At 39.2% G+C, this 17917-nt stretch carries 18 protein-coding genes, 1 pseudogene and 1 riboswitch; of the genes and pseudogenes, 4 read left to right on the top strand and 15 right to left on the bottom strand.

Going from position 1 to position 17917, the window contains the following annotated elements:
- The first annotated feature begins 23 nt into the window (after nt 1-23).
- On the top strand, nt 24-491 hold the full coding sequence (locus ACFO3P_RS15725) for a glycine zipper domain-containing protein (protein WP_226894679.1): 468 nt from the start codon (nt 24-26) through the stop codon (nt 489-491).
- Nucleotides 492-507: 16 nt separating this feature from the next.
- Here the strand turns inward: ACFO3P_RS15725 and ACFO3P_RS15730 are convergent, their stop codons facing one another.
- The gene (locus ACFO3P_RS15730) at nt 508-1425 is read right to left on the bottom strand and encodes a DNA-3-methyladenine glycosylase family protein (protein WP_289585250.1); all 918 of its coding nucleotides are present in this window, start codon (nt 1423-1425) and stop codon (nt 508-510) included.
- A 168-nt stretch (nt 1426-1593) separates the two neighbouring features.
- The gene (locus tag ACFO3P_RS15735; protein ID WP_289585251.1) at nt 1594-2568 is read right to left on the bottom strand and encodes a D-cysteine desulfhydrase family protein; all 975 of its coding nucleotides are present in this window, start codon (nt 2566-2568) and stop codon (nt 1594-1596) included.
- A 245-nt stretch (nt 2569-2813) separates the two neighbouring features.
- Here ACFO3P_RS15735 and ACFO3P_RS15740 point away from each other — a divergent pair, with 245 nt between their 5' ends.
- Nucleotides 2814-3050: a hypothetical protein gene (locus ACFO3P_RS15740; protein WP_289585252.1), complete on the top strand. Its 237-nt coding sequence runs from the start codon at nt 2814-2816 to the stop codon at nt 3048-3050.
- Between the two features lie 484 nt (nt 3051-3534).
- On the opposite strand, the gene ACFO3P_RS15745 is transcribed toward ACFO3P_RS15740, so the two are convergent.
- From ACFO3P_RS15745 to ACFO3P_RS15780, 8 genes and pseudogenes are all read right to left on the bottom strand, one after another.
- Nucleotides 3535-3984 carry a YfmQ family protein gene (locus ACFO3P_RS15745; RefSeq protein WP_289585253.1) on the bottom strand — a complete coding sequence of 150 codons (450 nt, stop codon included), beginning with the start codon at nt 3982-3984 and terminating at the stop codon, nt 3535-3537.
- A 177-nt stretch (nt 3985-4161) separates the two neighbouring features.
- On the bottom strand, nt 4162-5601 hold the full coding sequence (gene pdxR, locus ACFO3P_RS15750; protein ID WP_289585254.1) for a MocR-like pyridoxine biosynthesis transcription factor PdxR: 1440 nt from the start codon (nt 5599-5601) through the stop codon (nt 4162-4164).
- Between the two features lie 291 nt (nt 5602-5892).
- Nucleotides 5893-6129 (bottom strand): annotated as a pseudogene (locus ACFO3P_RS15755) (sigma-70 family RNA polymerase sigma factor); the annotation flags it as partial.
- Nucleotides 6130-6823: 694 nt separating this feature from the next.
- Nucleotides 6824-7930, bottom strand: a complete 1107-nt coding sequence (locus ACFO3P_RS15760; RefSeq protein ID WP_256706248.1) for a tetratricopeptide repeat protein — start codon at nt 7928-7930, stop codon at nt 6824-6826.
- Nucleotides 7931-8124: 194 nt separating this feature from the next.
- Nucleotides 8125-8682 carry an isochorismatase family protein gene (locus tag ACFO3P_RS15765; protein ID WP_289585255.1) on the bottom strand — a complete coding sequence of 186 codons (558 nt, stop codon included), beginning with the start codon at nt 8680-8682 and terminating at the stop codon, nt 8125-8127.
- Between the two features lie 218 nt (nt 8683-8900).
- Entirely contained in the window at nt 8901-9395 is a 495-nt protein-coding gene (locus ACFO3P_RS15770; protein WP_212928205.1) for a GNAT family N-acetyltransferase, read from the bottom strand.
- 17 nt (nt 9396-9412) lie between these two features.
- Nucleotides 9413-9793 (bottom strand): VOC family protein, encoded by a 381-nt coding sequence (locus ACFO3P_RS15775; RefSeq protein WP_193062106.1) that lies wholly within the window; start codon nt 9791-9793, stop codon nt 9413-9415.
- A 17-nt stretch (nt 9794-9810) separates the two neighbouring features.
- Nucleotides 9811-10944 (bottom strand): ArsR/SmtB family transcription factor, encoded by a 1134-nt coding sequence (locus ACFO3P_RS15780; RefSeq protein ID WP_289585256.1) that lies wholly within the window; start codon nt 10942-10944, stop codon nt 9811-9813.
- Between the two features lie 263 nt (nt 10945-11207).
- On the opposite strand from ACFO3P_RS15780, the gene ACFO3P_RS15785 reads away from it, so the two are divergent.
- Both ACFO3P_RS15785 and ACFO3P_RS15790 read left to right on the top strand, forming a co-directional pair.
- Entirely contained in the window at nt 11208-12662 is a 1455-nt protein-coding gene (locus ACFO3P_RS15785) for a DASS family sodium-coupled anion symporter (protein WP_042533951.1), read from the top strand.
- A gap of 718 nt (nt 12663-13380) precedes the next feature.
- Nucleotides 13381-14139 carry a sulfite exporter TauE/SafE family protein gene (locus ACFO3P_RS15790; protein WP_289585257.1) on the top strand — a complete coding sequence of 253 codons (759 nt, stop codon included), beginning with the start codon at nt 13381-13383 and terminating at the stop codon, nt 14137-14139.
- A gap of 111 nt (nt 14140-14250) precedes the next feature.
- Here ACFO3P_RS15790 and queE read toward each other — a convergent pair whose 3' ends face one another.
- From queE to ACFO3P_RS15815, 5 genes are all read right to left on the bottom strand, one after another.
- Nucleotides 14251-14979: a 7-carboxy-7-deazaguanine synthase QueE gene (gene queE, locus ACFO3P_RS15795; protein ID WP_193062104.1), complete on the bottom strand. Its 729-nt coding sequence runs from the start codon at nt 14977-14979 to the stop codon at nt 14251-14253.
- Entirely contained in the window at nt 14972-15439 is a 468-nt protein-coding gene (queD, locus tag ACFO3P_RS15800) for a 6-carboxytetrahydropterin synthase QueD (protein WP_289585258.1), read from the bottom strand. Before queD ends, queE begins: the two co-directional genes overlap by 8 nt.
- Complete coding sequence (queC, locus tag ACFO3P_RS15805; protein WP_289585259.1) at nt 15439-16107, bottom strand: 7-cyano-7-deazaguanine synthase QueC; 669 nt, start codon at nt 16105-16107, stop codon at nt 15439-15441. The genes queD and queC overlap by 1 nt, the downstream gene beginning before the upstream one ends.
- 82 nt (nt 16108-16189) lie before the next feature.
- Nucleotides 16190-16235, bottom strand: a riboswitch (PreQ1 riboswitch).
- Nucleotides 16236-16486: 251 nt separating this feature from the next.
- Nucleotides 16487-16960, bottom strand: a complete 474-nt coding sequence (locus tag ACFO3P_RS15810) for a thioesterase family protein (protein ID WP_042533943.1) — start codon at nt 16958-16960, stop codon at nt 16487-16489.
- The gene (locus ACFO3P_RS15815) at nt 16947-17915 is read right to left on the bottom strand and encodes a 3-hydroxyacyl-CoA dehydrogenase NAD-binding domain-containing protein (protein ID WP_042533941.1); all 969 of its coding nucleotides are present in this window, start codon (nt 17913-17915) and stop codon (nt 16947-16949) included. Before ACFO3P_RS15815 ends, ACFO3P_RS15810 begins: the two co-directional genes overlap by 14 nt.
- Between the last annotated feature and the right edge of the window lie 2 nt (nt 17916-17917).

Genomic DNA, 17917 nt, shown 5'->3' on the forward strand with positions numbered 1-17917 from the left:
CCGGACATACAAGGAGGTCAACCATGATGATAAGTCCCCAAGCTGCTGACAAACTTAACGCCAGTATAGAAGATTTAAAAAATAGTTTAGAAGAAAAAGTTTCCAAAAAGCTTGATTTGGATAACTGTCATCGAATGATTCAAAGATTGGTTGAGCTTTCTTCCAGCTGTGAAGCATGTAACCAATATTTTGTTGATTTAGAAGGTCATATAGCCCAGCTTTTAGACAAGTCAGATCAGCTGACAAAAAATGATTTTAAAAACCATCACCAAATATTAAATAACATCCGTACACACCTCATGAAAAAACACAAACTAGTTGCGAAAGACTATTATCTCAGTATCTATATGTCCTGTGGTCTCAGCTTAGGACTAGTTTTTGGACTCTTATTCGATAGCCTTGCATTAGGTTTGCCAATTGGCTTAGCTGTTGGTGTAGCGATTGGAGCAGGTTTAGACGCAGATGTTAAGAAAAAAGGAAGAACCATCTAGCATTCCAATCGGCCGTTCAATACAGCATTCTCCACAGATAAAACGTAGCATACGCTTCCCAGGTTGACCATGCTGCCGATAATTCTCTAATCTCAGCTTTTGTCGGCTTTCGTTCCATTCCCTTTACAAATTGGATGGCATTGATTAATCCCACATCATCAATAGGAAAAGCGTCCGGATACCGAAGACAGCGCATCAATACGTAATTCGCTGTCCATGTACCAATCCCGCGAATACGGATCAATTCTTTTTCCGCTTGCTTCAAATCATCTACATGTAATAAGTTTTCTTTTGATAAATCTCCATTTGCCATTAACTTTGCTACACCAATAATATATTCCCTTTTCCTTTTTGTCATTTTAATATCAGCCATATCTTCCGCAGTTAATTTAGAAATTTTTTCATACAAAGGGAAAATCCAATAATTTTTTCCATTATAATCCAAATGTTCTCCAAATTTTTCAACAAATTGACGTTTTAATGTGTACGCAAACTTCAGGTTAATCTGCTGGCCTAATATCCCCCAGCATAAGGCCTCAAATAAATCATTTAAACCCATAATCCGAAGTCCGTAAAATCTTTCAATGACTGGTTGCAGTAACAAATCCCGGCGACCCATTTCATAAAAAGGCAGCAGGTCGGTGTCAAAGTCAAACCATTCACAAATATAATTTACGATGGTCTCTTTATCTTCAAATGATTCCGGTTTTGTACCGGCTAAACACTCAACAGCCAGATAGTCACTTCCTGCTTCACTTATCTGTATCAATGTACGCAGATGATTTATTTCAATCACACGGGTAATCGTATTCTCCTCTATTTCATACATGCATTCATTTGGATCCCTCAGGAAATAGTCTACATTCACTTTAAAATTAAACGGCTCCGGTGCTTTTATGAAAATGCAGTTTTTACTTTCTTTCCAGCTTCTCACTTTCTTCGTCCCCCCTATCTTCAAGATCTGTTTTATATTTTGCTTGCGAATTCAGCAACCTACTATGGTTGTACAACAAGCAGCACTTATGCCAAAAGGCAAAGAGACGCTGTTTTCACACTGACCCTTTGCCTTTTAGTTAATGCTTGCATTATCATTTAACAAAAATTATTCTCCATCATTCTTTCTTAAAATATCCTTCACTCTTTCTCTCATCTCTTTCGTATAGCCTTGCTGTCCGCCGGTATGAATAAAAAGGATATTTTCCTGGTCAGCATAGTTTCCGTTTTTAATTTCAGTCACTAACCCTTTAAAAGCCTTCCCTGTATAAACAGGGTCAAGAATCATTCCCTCATTTTTAGCAATATCCAAATAAAATGCCAGTTCTTCATCAGTTGCCTGACCGTAGCCAAGTCCAATATAGTTATCATTAATAGTAATAGAATCAAAATGATGGCTGATGTTTTCCAAATCATTTACTATTTCCATCACATCTTCTTTGAACACTTCTGCTATTTGGTCAACAGAATAGCCAATGATTTTCTTTCTGGTATCTGCCCCCTCATTTGCAAACCATAGCCCTGCATATGTTCCGCCAGAACCAATTGCAAGGTTGATAGAATCAAAATGAACACCCATCTCTACTTCCTGCTTCATGATTTCATTATAACAATTAATATAACCGTAAGACCCGATGGCATTTGAAGCACCTACCGGAATAATCAATACCTTTTTCCCTTGTTCTTCTAACTCCTGCTTCTTCTCCTCCATCGCATCTTCTCGGGATGCATCCGGCGGAATAATATTTACATTCGCTCCAAGCATATCGTCAAGAAACAGGTTTCCTTCATATTCTTTCGCTTCGCCTCTAAGCACCAGATGGCATTCTAAATCCATCATGGCACAAATCGCGGCTGTCGCTCTGGCATGGTTTGATTGGCAGGCTCCTGTAGTAATGATTGTGTCATATTTATTATCCAATGCATAGGCAATAAGGTATTCCAGCTTTCTTATTTTGTTTCCCGAGACTTCCACTCCTGTAAAATCATCTCGTTTGATATAAATATTTTTCCCAAGTTCATTACTGAGTTTTTCCAGCTTTTTAATGGGTGTATCCAAATTAGCAATATTTAATTTACGCATAGTCGTTCCTCTCGCTTTCATCCAGTTTATACCTTTATGATAGCGAACAAGAACGAATATAAGCAAATAATTAATGAAAGGAATTTGTTATTTTAGTGTAAAGAATCGATGAAGAGGGTAAATTTTCTATAAGTCTGTACTCTTTTCCTGTCAGCATCAGCGGATAGAGACTGCAATTAGAAGAAAAGTTAAAAACAAGCAATTATACTTATTAAAAAAATAAAGTATGGGAGGTGTCACAACGTTTGAAAAGACCGTGGGGAGTTATAATAATAAGTTATATATTTGCTTTTAGTTCAATGCTTTTATTATTTTCTGCTATTTTTTATGATGCGGATACCGATTCCATGCGCAGTATAGCGAAACGTTTTGCATTACCGAATATACCTGAGCAATTAATGAGAGCAATAGTAGCTTTATTTTCATTAGTAATGGTCTATGGTTATATCCAATTGAAAAATGGGGCTTTTGGACAATGGTAGCTTATTTAGTCTATTTTGGAATGATTAGCTCTCTGCTCGTAAACAATCAAACTCACCTGCCATATATAGTTAATATGCTTCCTTCTCTGGCTATGCTAGCTTATACAATCTATGTAAGAAAAGCATTTTTTAATCAATCGAATTTCCAACATCAGAATAATTGAAAATGCCCTTTAAATAACAATAGAACTTCCTATTTCCTAGAAAGTTCTATTGTTACACCTATTCCATTTGAACCCAGTCTTAAATGAAAACCCATATAAGAACAGAAACCAAAATAATCGCGGGCAGTCCAAGAAAATAAATATAAGTAAGACTTGAAAAACTCTTCTTTCGTTCGTAAGTATCGTCCAGCTTTTTTGTGACAAAAAGTGTTCCGATTAATGCAAGAACACATACGATAATCACCAGTATGATAAGGGTATTCAACATCTCCCTTTCCCCACCTTTATAAAATAGTCAACGCAGCCGCATAACAATAACTTCAGGCATTATGCAGCTGATTATTTGTTAAAGCAGCCTGTTGCAGATAATCTGAATCCAGCGTATAGGAAGCGGTCTTTTTCTTCCATTGTTTCACGACATCTACCCGATTTTCATATCCGAAAACATGGAAGGTCATTTCTTTATTTTTCTTTTTAAAATGAATAATATATGGGGGCATCTTTGTTTCAGGATGAAGAAACAAAGCTTCCTTCCCTGGAAAGATATGATTCTTATATAAAAATTGAGCTTCATTGAAAGAATCTATAAATCTCCTTTTTTCATCTCCATCAAGCGGTGCTCCGTCGATGGTTATCGTACTGTTTCCTGCATCAATTTTAGGATGCAGTTCAAATTTATTTAAAACCCATCCTACCAAAGCGCTTGGCGGGCTGGTTAAAAATTTCAATATAATTCCTGCCAGCGTAATTAATATAAATGTCCATGTCATTTTCGAATTCCATCTCCCTGATAAACTATCACTTTCTAATTTTGATATAAGGTTACACAGCTTGCTGATTTTATCCTAACCTAGTTTTATTGTACTGGATATCCCAAAAATGATACCATCCAATTCGCATAAAAATCCCCCATCCACTTTACGAGCAGACAGATTTTTATCGCTTTTTTATTTTCCGCGCAAATGCTGAAGAGCTTTCGAAAATCTGGATATTCCTTCCCAAATATCTGTGGGCGTACTCCTGCCATACGTAAAACGAACAAATCCTTTGCTCTCACCAAAAATAGAGCCTGGAACAAAAGCAACTCCTCTCTTCAATGATTCATCCAGCAATTGAAATTCATCCACCGGATCTTTCAGCTTGCACCATAAATGAATCCCGCCATCTGGTTCCAGGAATTCTGCCTGATCGCCTAAAAAATGAATCAGTGCTTTGGATAATTGCTTTCTCCGTACTTCCAGCTGCTTCCTGATTTTATGAATATGTTCATCGAATTGCGGAGATCCGATAAACTCATTTGCAACCCATTGCGGAAAAATACTATGTCCAAAATCAATCTGCTGTTTTGCATCAGCTAAGCGTTGAATAACTTTTTTCGGTCCAACGATCCAGCCGATTCGTAATCCAGATGCAACGATTTTGGATAAAGAACTGATATATAATACATTTCCGTTATCGTCCATTCGTTTTAAAGAAGCTGCTACGTTTCCATCAAATGCCGTAATGCTGTACGGATCATCCTCTACAACAGGAATGCCATACTCCGAAGAAATCTCTAATATTCTTTCCCGTCTGCTTAAAGGCATTTGCACTCCGGTTGGATTTTGGAAATCCGGATTGATAAAAACCATTCGAATACGATGTTTTTTATGCAGTTCGACGATATCATCCGGATCAATCCCATTTTTACTGCTCTTTAAAAGAAAGGGACGTAAACCTGCTGATTTAAATAATAGCAATGAGTAAGCATACGATGGATCTTCTATTGCGACAGCATCACCAGGCTTCAGTAAACATTGCACAATAAGGTGAAGAGCTTGCTGCGCACCAGAGGTAATCAGGATTGATTCTGCATCAATAGAGATTCCTTTATACGCATACAAATGATTAGAAATCGTTTCTCTTAAACGGACATTGCCCTGAGGGTGATCATATCCCAGATGCTCTGTAAAAGGCTTCTCTTTAAAAATGGAATAAAATTGTTCTGCCGGAAATAGATCCGCCGCCAGTTCTCCGCTTGCCATATTGATCATTTCATTATTTTGTGTCTCCGTCCGTATTTTTTGAACTAACGGCAAATTAGGAAGAAATGAGCCATCCTCCACATACCTTCCCCAGTTGGGAATTCTTTTATCGGAGATTCCCCATATATCCGTACTAATATGCGTACCGCTTCCTTTCTTTCTTTCAACAATTCCTATGGATTGCAGCTCATCATAAGCGGCAACGACCGTGCTGCGATTAACTTGCAGCTCTTTTGCCAAATGGCGTTCTGAAGGAAGCGGCATATCCGGAGAAAAATTACCCGTAGAGATTCCGTTTTCAATATATGCTGCGATTTGTTTGTATAGTGGTGTTTTTGCTGAACGGTCAAGTGTGAAGTGCATATGGATTCCCCAATTGTGTTGTAGATTTTAACGTACAGTGAATAACCCTGCCAATACTCTTTATTCGCGCACTAAAATGAATATATTCTAGACTTTTAGCTTCATTCTGCTAATCAAAGATATCTTCTACTATCATAGCGAACAATGACCTAAATAAGCAACTCACAGATGAAATGATTGGGATTTTATTCTTTCCACCAAAAAAGCCCGAATCACAATGAAGTTATCGGGCTTAAATACATGAAGGTAGATTGTATTAATTATCCTTTAAATATACCGCTTCCGCCTACGCTAATCAAGAAAATCTTTTAAACGTTTACTGTGTCTTGGAAGCCTTAATTTCCGCAATGCTTTTGTTTCAAGCTGACGGACACGCTCTCTGGTCACGCCAAATACTTTTCCCAGTTCTTCCAGCGTTCGTGACTTCCCGTCATCCAATCCAAAACGGAGACGGAGAATACTTTCTTCCCGGAGAGGAAGGGTATCCAATACCTCCTCTAATTCCTTTTTTAACAGTCCATCCGCTGCATATTTGATTGGTATTATCGTGTTGGGCATCGTTGCTTTGTGGGTGGCAACATGGGCATGGAACCAAACTTCCATCCGTCTGACGGTTTCCATGGCAGGGATGATGATTGTTTTTGAGTCTTTATTTGGACTGCTTTATTCTTTTATTTATCAATTGTCATTCCCCTCCGTATGAGAATCGATTAGTATTTTCTTTATTATCGCCGGTGTATCTTTTGGAATTTGGAGAATCAATAGAGAAAAGATTTCGGAACATAGTTTATAAAATGAAAAATAACTTTCAGAGAAATTTTTCAAGGAGAAATACAAGCTGTACTTATGAGAAAGCTGTTTTTTCTCCTTCTGACTCGGCAAGAGAAGCCTTTATTCGCTCATTCACCGTCTTCTCATATCAAAAAATCTTCCTGCTCTTCGCAGTTTCAAGATCCCGTTGAATCTGTAATATCTGACGTTCTATCCACTTAAACTTCTTAAAACTTAACCAATGCAATGTTTTGAATAGGTAAAGATCGGGTGTTGAAATACCAACCTCTCTCTATTTGCAATAATATTCAATATATTATCCTCTCATGATAAAAGGATACCAAGTATATCCTTATTTGACGATGAAGCATCCTGTTCCGCAATGCTTCCAATAAACGAAAAAGCAAAAAATGATTGTTTTACAACTATCAATCATCTTTTGCTTTTTTAACTACAGCTCGTTATAGGAGTCCTCATAGGATTCAGCAAGTTCTATAAATCTTTCATTATCTAAAACATCTTCAAATAAAGGATCTGTCACAGCATAATCAATTAAGCTGGGGTCCTCATCCATTGCCTCTTCCAAATGATCCAAGCCTTCTTCTATCTCCCCGCGCTCAATATCGATAAAAGCCAGGCCGTAATAAGCAATTCCTTTATCTAACGGATGCTCCTCTAGCATTTCTTCGTAGAGTTCTTCTGCTTCATCCAGCTGCCCATTTTTTGTTAAAAGGATGCCTTTATAATCCAGATTATAAATGATATGCATTTCATCATCTACTTCTAATACGGCGTCAGCGTATTCCAACGCTTCTTCATAATCCTCTATAAGTTCATAAGCATATACAAGCATATCCAGTGCATCGACATCTTCCGGATGCTGTTTCAAATATTCTTCTAAATAAACAATACTTTCTTCTGTTTCATCTAAATAGAGCAGGCTGGCTCCCATACCATATAAAGCGAAATCTGCCTTGGGTTCAATTTCTAAAGCTTCTTCAAAATAAGTCAGAGCTTCTTCATCTTCATCAAGAAAAGATAGTGCATTTCCCATAGCAACATATTGTTCCGGTGCATTCGGATTTAAATCAATCGCTTCCTGCGCAGCTTCCATAGCCTCTTCATATTCGCCCAGATCTATTAACGCATATGCAAGATTGCTGTAAGCAGCTTCCATCTTGTCATCCAGTTCAATTGATTTTTCTAACGCTTCTCTTGCTTCTTCCGGTCGTCCAAGTTCAATGAGAATAAAACCCTTATCATTATAAAGGAAAGGCTCTTCAGCGTGATCTTCCAGAGATTCCTCGATTAGCTCTAAAGCTTCTTCATAATCTCCATTCGCGTATAGAGGCTGCAGCTTCATTGATAATGAATATGTACTGGTGCTTGAACCAGAGGATAATTGTTCCGCTTCCTCTTCCTCTGCTTGTTCTGAATTCGTGTTTTCCTCGGAAGATTCAGATGAAGAAGTTTCTGATGCAGTGGATTCCTCGGACGTACTGCATCCGGCAATAAATAGTAATAATGACATAAAAATAATAATTCGCTGTTTATTCATTTTATCCTCCTCTATTTGACAAATTATTCTTTAAAATGACATTTTTATTATAGTACAAATGGAACATAAATGGAAGACATATCCAAGACTGTTTTCACAAAAATTTTTGCTAACAGATACTTGTCTCGTGAGCTTCGTGAAATAATTCTCAAAACAGTAAAAGCGGCACAGGTATATGCCGCTTTTCTATCAAATTATCTATATGAATCATGTGCAGGGTGAAATAAATCTTCCTTTGCATTTCTTACTATGGAAAAATGGTCCACGTTATAATGTCCATGAAGTGTATCGTTATGGTGTTTTATAATTTGTTCTGGATTCAGCAAGTCGTTCCCCAGGCTGGAGTGGCCGTCTCTAACTAATGTGACATCCAATCCGTTAATGCTTGCTGTTCTGACGGCACTGTCTATGCAATGCTGTGTTTCACAGCCCATAACAACAATATGTTTTACTTGATGTGACTTTAGGTATTCCAACAGACCTGTTCCATAAAAAGCATTGGTAGCAGATTTGTCAAAGATTTTTGATTCTGCAGGCACATAGATGTCTTTGTGAATTTCAAATCCGCTTCCTTTTCCATCACCGACATCTAAATCCCTTACAAATACACTTGGCACCACTGCATTTTCTGCTTTTTCAATTACTAAATTAATATTAGCAATAAGCTGTGATTTTTGAAAAACTGCGTTTCTTTCATGATTGCCTTCGATTAATTCCTGTTGTGCATCAATAACTAATAAGACCTGATTCAATTTAAGTCCCCTTCCAATTTAGGGAAACACGATGTAACGGACTAGTTAAACGCTCTCCCTTTTTTACTTATTACATTCTTTTTATTATTTATCATATGAACGCCTCCTTTAATGAAATTCATTTTAATAACCTTTATAAACCAAGGTAATCTTTATTTTACCATAATAAATAGACGATATTTTCAAAAAAATAAATTTAAGCTAATACTAAGTTAATATTATAAGCTTCGCGAATACCGAAGATTAACAAATGGTTCGCCTGTATCCGTCACGCCGCTTTTCTTTTCCTGCTTCCGAAATCCTCTTGCTTCATAGAAAGGGATTCCTCTTTGATTTCCATCCTGTACAGACACCCATTGCTCTGTTGCTCCTGCTTTCTTATGTTCTTCTGTAAGTATATTTAATAATTGTCTTCCTATTCCTTTGTATCGATATTTTTCCTCTACATATAATACAAAAACTTGGCTGACTCTGCTCTCCGTTATTGCACCGCCAATAACGCCTGCCACCTTTGAATTAACGATAGCAACATGGGTATAAGAGCCTTGTTCTATATCCGCCTTTACTCGTTCGTGGTTATACCATTCCTCTGCATGCTTGTTCCGGTACTTCTCACTTAACTTACCTTCTACAGTTTGTTTCCAGCCAAAGGAGCAAATAGCAGCAATGGATTTGACATGCTCTGTGACTGCTGTCTCAATAGCTATATCCATTTTGATTCCTCCCTTCTTTAACCCCGATATATGGTTTCTACTATCCAAATTCGATATCCATCCGGATCGGCAATAACCGCTTCCTTCACACCCCAGGGACGCTCAATCGGGTCTTGTATAATTTTTACGTTTCGATTTCTTAGAGATGAAACAGCTGAGCTGACATCATTGACCAGAAATTCTATTACCATTCCTTTTTCTACCGGTTCTGGCTCATCAATGATATGCAATAATATAGTTGTATCATGCTCTGAAGTCCCTGCAGAAATGAAGGCCATACTTTGATCAGTAAAACCTTGCTCTAAATGTAATATATCCTTATAAAATGCAATGGATCTGTCTAAATCCTTTACTGGAACAACGATTGTATTTAACTTTTCGATTCGAAAATCTGTCATCTTTATTTTCCTCTTCTTTACATGTTGGAAAATGAATGGAGGCTTTCCGCTACTTTTTTCAGTTCATCTCTGTTTAGTGAAAAATACTTTGTATTTCCTTCCTGATGCACCATAACAAGACCAGATTGCTGCAACTGATTTAAATGACGAGAAACCGTGCTTTGCTTCAGGTTCAGCTGCTGGATAATCTGTTGGGCGAACATCTCTTTATTTTCAGCTAATAAGTCAATGATTTGCAGTCTTGTCCTGTCACCCAATCCTTCAAAAGCAGTATAATAGTCTGCCAGCTTTTCTTTATTTCCTGCCGTTTCTATCTGCGGGTCAAACATCAGGTAAACATGTTTATCAAATTGAATAAAAGAAAGCAGCCTTTCCATATTACAAACAGGAACAAAGGTTATCATTTCTGCTCTGTTAATGTTCTCCAATTCTGCGGTATCTGGATACAAGCCTGTGATTGCAAAAATCGCTTCTCCATTGGTACGATAGGATTTTGACAGTAAAGACTCTTGCTGTCTTACCCATGCTGCTAGCATTTTCTGCTTTTCTTCCCACTGTTTTTTCAAACCGGCAGCCCAAAATGCCCTTATCAATCGGATAATGCTTTCTTTTATATCGGATAAACTATCATAATCCGCTGCATTGTTTTCTACTTTTTCCATCGGAACAGACCAGCTGAGCAGTACTGCTTTCACGGCTTTCTTACGATTATCAGGGTCCTGTAATTGCCTTTCGTCCAGGTAAACTTCCCGCATTGCCTCTTCCACAACCGGTATACGAGGCAGGTATTTATAGTAATAGTCCATTGTTTCTCTAATTCCATAAATAAGAAGCTCCATCATGTCTGACTCCTCTAGCTGCTTCCACCAATCGATAAAAGCATCCCAATCCATGGTTAAATCCGCGGTCTTTTGGATATAGAAATCCCTTAAAATCACTCCATGCGCAAAAACAGTTCTTAATAATTTCAAATCATTGTTAGCGTTATCTGATAAGTTATCCGATAAACTCCTTATCCATCGATTCTGCGCTGAGGAGCTGTTTAAATCGTAATCCGCCAGCTGGATATTCGTAAAAATATAGACTCCTAAGGAACGGACTGCATCCAGCTCTGTTTTCGGTAAAGCTGGTACAAATAAATTTCTCTCCACTTTGTCACCTTCTTCTTTATTCTATATTCGTATATTGAATATATTAATATAATGTATATCCTTCGTCAATCAGCTTTCGATTATATGATTGGATAACAGTTATTTAAAATGCGGCTCTATTAAGCGCCAGTTTATAAAAATGAAATGTATTTTTTGAATGAATTGTGAATAAATACACAAATTCATTTATTTGTAACATGTGAAATCAATCACAAATATAGGGTTTTATATTACAATTAAAGTAACTAAAGGGAGGGGTTTTCATGAAAAAGAAAGATGCTATTGCACTTATTGCAGCTTTTTTAGTTCTTCTTATTATTTTAATTCTGCCTAATCCTGATTCATTGCCTCTAGTTGGACAGCGAGCGCTTGCTGTCTTAGCATTTGCGGTTGTTTTATGGGTTACGGAAGCAGTTTCCTATCCTGTCAGTGCGGTAATGATAGTCAGTCTGCTGGCCGTTCTTATCGGAATCTCCCCTGCTATCGAAGATCCAGGTACGATATATGGAACAAGTCAGGGGTTAAGCATGGCCGTAGAAGGATTCAGTTCTTCCGCTGTGCTGCTTGTTGGAGGAGCGCTTGTTTTGGCTACTGCTATGGAGATTACAGGTCTTCATAAACGCATCGCATTGTATATTATGTCAAAGGTTGGAACAAAGCCTGGAGCACTTGTGATCGGAACCATTATTGTCAGCTTTGTACTGGCGCTGTTTGTACCAAGTGCCACCGCGCGTGCAGGTACGCTTGTCCCTATCCTATTAGGAATTGTAGCTGCATTTGGATTGGCAAAGCAAAGTAAGCTTGCAGCATTATTAATGATTACCGCCGTACAATCTATTTCTATATGGAACGTCGGAATAAAAACAGCGGCCGCACAGAACATGGTTGCTTTAGGTTTTATGGAATCTGCTTTTGGTATAGATGTGACATGGGGTGAATGGTTTCTCTACGCTGCTCCTTGGGCATTTATCATGTCTATCGTACTTTATATTGTTATGGTTAAACTAATTAAACCAAATATGTCGGAAATAAAGGAAGGAGTAAGCATAACGAACCAGCTGAAGGAGCTCGGGAAAATCAGTGGAAAAGAATGGCGCTTAATCATTATCGCCGGCTTGTTATTATTATTCTGGTCGACGGAAGGTGTTTTGCATCCCTTAGATTCTACTACAGTTACCATTGTTGCAGTTGCCATCATGCTGACACCTGTTATCGGTATCTTTTCCTGGAAAGAAGTGCAAAGAAAAGTACCTTGGGGCACATTAATTGTATTCGCAACAGGAATTTCATTAGGGATTGTTCTGTTAGCAACAGAGGGAGCAACCTGGCTTTCTTCTAATTCCTTTGAAATACTCGGGGTGTCTTCCCTGCCTCTGGTTGCGATGATTGCCGTACTTGCTTTATTTAATATTTTGATTCACTTGGGCTTTGCAAGTGCCACCAGTCTGGCATCTGCTTTTATTCCAATCGTTATTGCTCTGGTCGGATCAATGGAGCCAGCAGCCTTTAATGGTCCAGGTCTTGTCTTGATTATGCAATTTGTGATCAGTTTTGGCTTCCTATTGCCGGTCAGCGCTCCGCAAAATATGCTCGCTTATGGCACAGGTACATTTACTTTAAAACAATTTATCAAATCCGGTGTGCCGCTTACTGTGATTGGGTATTTGCTTATTATTCTGTTTAGTGCAACCTATTGGCAGTGGGTTGGATTGTTATAACGAGCTGAAAAAACGATATGGAAGCTGAATTATGTATGCTTCCATATCGCTTTTCTTTTTTCAGTAACTCAACTTTCGCACCTAAGAATAAGCAAATATATTTTGCTATTCCAAGATGAACGTGTTCTTCATTATCATACTTGCATTTTGGTTAAATATCCGGCCTTTTTGGAATTGGTGATGGTGCATAGCTCCTGCAACCAACCACTCCGCTTTCCGACGTACAAATGTTTTCGATGGGACGAGTAATCGCAACCCCAGGACGTTGCGGTCCTAGTCTGCCATGGGGGCGGCTTCAGCTAACTTGATAAGAAAACCGCTTTTCAAGTGGATCTTCAGCTCGCCCTGCGATGCACAAATGTTTTTGATGGGGCGAGTAATCGCAGTCCCAGGACGTGCAAGTGCAGGCGTTGTGACAACGCCTGCACTAGTACGTCCTGTACGTCGGAAAGCAAAATGGTCCGCCGCAGCGGTGCTTTACACTTCATCTTTTATTCTTGGTCAAGGGTGTTTCAACCCCTGTTTCTATAGAAATGAAGTTACTTTTTAATGTGCGAAAGTTGAGTCAATAAAATATAATATTGATAATAGTAAAAGCTGTATTCACTATAACTTGAATAGACTGTCAACATATACTTCAAGTGCCTTCATCCCAAAATTTCTCGCCCGCTATGCTATAATGACTTATGTAGTAAAGAAAAAGAAGGGGATTTTTGTTTTGATTGTTTTATGTACGATGTTAGTGATTGGATTGTTGCTTGGTTTTGTCGGGGCTGGCGGTTCCGGATTTATTATTGCTATATTGACGGAAGTTTTTGGTATTCCTATCCACACAGCGCTTGGAACATCTCTGGCTGCAATGGTCTTCACATCCTTATCGGGCACACTCAGTCACCTGCGGGAAAGAAATACCATGGTAAAAATCGGGCTGGCAACTGGGCTATTTGGCGCAGTTGGAGCTTTTTTTGGTTCCAGGCTGGCAAGCTTTATCCCGGAAAGTGAATTGAAATTTTTTACTGCCGGAATGCTCATTGTATCAGCCATATTGCTGTGGATTCGTGTAACAGCAGGATTTGGCAAGTTTGCCACACAAAAATTTGCTGAGAAAAACCGTTCCTCGAAAAGCAGATTTTGGATGACAGCTGCTGGGATCGGCATCATTACCGGCTTACTATCAGGTGCATTCGGGATTGGCTCAACGCCGTTTATCCAAATCGGGTTGCTAGTATTCTTTGGTTTGTCGATTCAGCTATCTGCAGGCACGACGATGCTTGTTATTATACCAATCGCACTGGTAGGCGGTATCGGTTATTATTCTGTCGGTTTTCTCGATTTGAAATTATTTGCAGAAGTAGTTATCGGAACAATTATAGGTTCTTATATCGGCGCGAAATTCACCACTCGTCTGAATCCAATGATATTAAAAATTGCAATGGTTGCTGTGCCGTTAATCGGCGGGATTATTTTATTGATTTAGATTCCTGTCCATTCGGAGAAAAGCCAGAAAGTGAAAGAAAAGATTACCCTATCAAAAAGGCGACAGCTCTTACTGCCTTTTTAATAGGATAATAGCTTTTAATCTCCCTTACTATACGCCCCGCTTATTTCCCCATACTAATGCATGTACCTGCGGAAGAACACGAACACGATTCAGCACTGTGGATGCCACTACCTGATCAATTAACCATTCATATTTATTTAATAAATGCCGGGATAATTGCTGTGGTTCGATTTCCTCTAAATCATCATTTCCAACTTGCAGAAAAAAAGCCAGTTTTGGATAGCGCTGATGCACTTTTTCTGCATAACGAAGGTCCTCTTTATCAAAAATTACTACCTTTAAGCTGGCATGCGCTAATCGATCATTGATTTCCAATTGATGGATGATATCATCTAGCGTCTCCCAGTTTGTTTTCATCTTAGAGCTTGGCGGTTTAGGAGAAATGGTCAGATCATCAATTTTTACAAACCAGTCCTGGTAGCGGCTTCCCTGTGTTTCCAGTGCAACCTCAATAGACTTTTCCTGAAGCAAATCAATCAGATTATCAATAGCAGATAACAAAGCCGGATTCCCTCCTGAAATCGTCACATGATCAAAGCAGCTTCCTCCTACTTCTTGCAGCCGCTGCCAAATGTCTTCACTCGTCATCTGAACAATATCTTCTTTGGCGCTTCCGTCCCATGTAAATGCGGAATCGCACCAGGCACATCGGTAATCGCATCCAGCAGTTCGGACGAACATGGTTTTTCTTCCGACTACCATTCCTTCACCTTGAATTGTAGGGCCGAATATTTCTAAGACCGGTATTTTACGCATGATTCATCCACTCCCGTCTTGCTTCCGCATAGCTTGTCGGTGTTTCAAATAACCGAACAAATTCCACCTGGCATTGGTTAGGGAGTTCCTGAATTGCCGCTTCCATTTGTTCAAAAATCCAGACGACCATATTCTCAGCAGTTGTGTTCATTTTGGGCAATGTTTCATTTAAATAACGGTGATCTAAAAATGTTTCAATCTTGTTCTTCCAAATCTCTTTTATATCACCAAAATCAATTACGAAACCCACCTTATCTACAAAACCGCTGATACCGAATACAACCTGATACGTATGTCCATGCAGATTCTTACACTTCCCCTCATAACAATGAAGATGGTGCGCTGCATCGAAGGAAAACTCTTTACTTACCATCACGCGTTTTTGGTGATAGGCCAATTCTTCTCTATGAATATCTTTATCCAGCTTTTGCAGCTCTTCGACAATACGAAACCCGAACATTACTGATTCATCTCCTGTCTTCTAACTAAGTATTGGTCTAATCCACGCTGGCGTAATTGACATGCAGGACATTCTCCGCATCCTGCTCCTCTAACCCCGTTATAACAGGTCAACGTCCGTTCTCTGACATAATCAAAGGCTTGCAGTTCATCCGCTAATTCCCATGTTTCTGCCTTATCCAGCCACATTAATGGCGTATGAATCACAAAATCTTCATCCATGGATAGATTTAAGGTGACATTTAATGATTTGGTAAAGATATCCCGGCAATCCGGATATCCGCTGAAATCTGTTTCACAAACTCCCGTAATAATATGCTTGGCATCAATTTGCTTGGCTAGAATGGTTGCAAAAGAAAGGAACAGTAAATTTCTTCCCGGAACAAACGTATTCGGTATGCCGCCATCCTCTGCATTCTCTACTTCAATGTCCTCCCTGGTCAGCGCATTGGGCGCTAATTGATTCAGTAAAGACATGTCTAAAATATGATGTCTCAATCCCTGATCTCCAGCGATTTCCTTTGCCACCTCAATTTCTAAGCTGTGGCGCTGATTGTAGTCGAAGGTGACTAACTCTACATGCTCAAACTTTTCTAATGCCCAAAATAAACAGGTGGTGCTATCCTGACCACCGCTGAATACAACAACTGCTCGATTATTTTTTTCCATAAAAAAATCCCCTTTCCAATTTGAAAAAGAGAATTCTAAACACCCGAAAAATGCAAAAAACCATACCTAAGGCGCGGTATGGGTATCCTTAGTTTTTTATAGAGGGTGTTAGCTAGAACCTCTTCTACTTTGTATCGTAGATTTTATTCAATTTCTTTTACAATTGGCAGTATAACATATATTTCCTGATGATGTTATCCTGATTTCTTTTTTCAAACATGAAATTACGTTTCATCAACCAGTTTGGCTTTGCAGTGTTTGCTTTTTCTCTCTTTTTAATATTACAAAAGCTCCCTTTATTCGTTTCATTATCCACGATAAAGGGAGCATCATTACAGATTACTGCATGAAATTCTGCTTTCAGCTGCTATTGTATATTTTACTTTTTCTCACGAATCCCCATAAGCGTGTTTGCCCCTGCTGGCCAGTTTTCTTTTGCCAGTCTTGGAAATTGATTAATCCGTACATCAACAGATTCCGGAAACGGCGCAGGGCGTCCAGATGACTGATCTATCCCCATCACCATCTGTTCACTGGTTGCCACAGTATCATTTTCTTTGTTTTTCATTTCAAACCAAAGATGCACACGCTTTGCATCCCGGTTCAACACAGTGACCTTTGTAAGCAGCTCCTCGTTTTCATGCGCCTCTTTTACATATTTAATATGCGCTTCCAGCGTAAAAATGGTATAAGCACTTGCTTTTCGTCCTTCTTCATCCAGACCGATCACATCCATGAAAGCATCGAGGCTATAACTGAAAATCAATGCGTAGTATGCATCGTTCAGATGTCCGTTATAGTCTACCCACGCACGTAACACATTGCCCTTCCATACTTGTTTACTTTCTGTCATAGGAGATCAGCCTTTCTGCCGGCCAGAAGCCTTCTTCCTCTAAAAGCCCCATTAATTTAATCAAGAAACGGTCCCGGCGATGTTCAAGGTCATCGATAGAAATCTCTCCGCTTTGTTCAGCAGTCCCTGAAATCACTTTTTCACTTAATTCTTCCGTCAGTTCAGGTGCCACTAAACGGGTCCAAGGCAGCTTCAATGCAGGGCCGAATTGTTCAAGCATGTGCCGCATCCCGTCCTTACCGCCTGCTAAATGAAGCGTTAGAAATGGTCCCATCAGTGCCCAGCGAAGACCAGGGCCGTAGACAATGGCTTTATCTACCTCTTCCGTTGTCGCTACGCCATCATTGACAATATGAAGCCCTTCACGCCAAATTGCTTCCATAAGCCGGTCGCCAATGTGGCCGTCAATTTCACCTTTCATCACAAGCGGCTTCATATGCATGCTTTCATAAAGCTCCTCTGCCTTTTCCATATAACTGCGCTCTGTCTGCTTTCCTCCTGCGATTTCCACCAATGGAATTAAGTAAACGGGGTTAAATGGATGGGCAACAATGATTCGTTCTGGGTGATGCACACAATCTTCCTGCAGGACAGAAGGCATGTATCCAGAAGTACTTGAAGCGATAATCGCTGTCGGTTTAGCAGCAGCATCCACCTGCGCTAATACCTTTTTCTTCAAGGCTTCCTGCTCTGGAACATTTTCCTGTATCAAATCGGCTTCTTTTACAGCTTCCTCCAGCTCGTTGTAGAAGGTCAGATTCTCCTTTGCAGCTTCGTTGCTTATTCCGTATTCTTCTAATGTTGTCCAAATAGCATCTATCATTTTTTCTGTTTTTTCTTTTGCATCAGGAGCCGGATCAAAAGCATTGACCTTATGACCATTTGCTAAAAAGCGTGCAATCCAGCCATTGCCAATCACGCCGGTTCCTAAAACTGCCATTGTTTTTTGCGCCATAT

The sequence above is a fragment of the Oceanobacillus aidingensis genome (assembly GCF_042654105.1).
In the GTDB taxonomy this organism is placed as follows: domain Bacteria; phylum Bacillota; class Bacilli; order Bacillales; family Amphibacillaceae; genus Oceanobacillus; species Oceanobacillus oncorhynchi.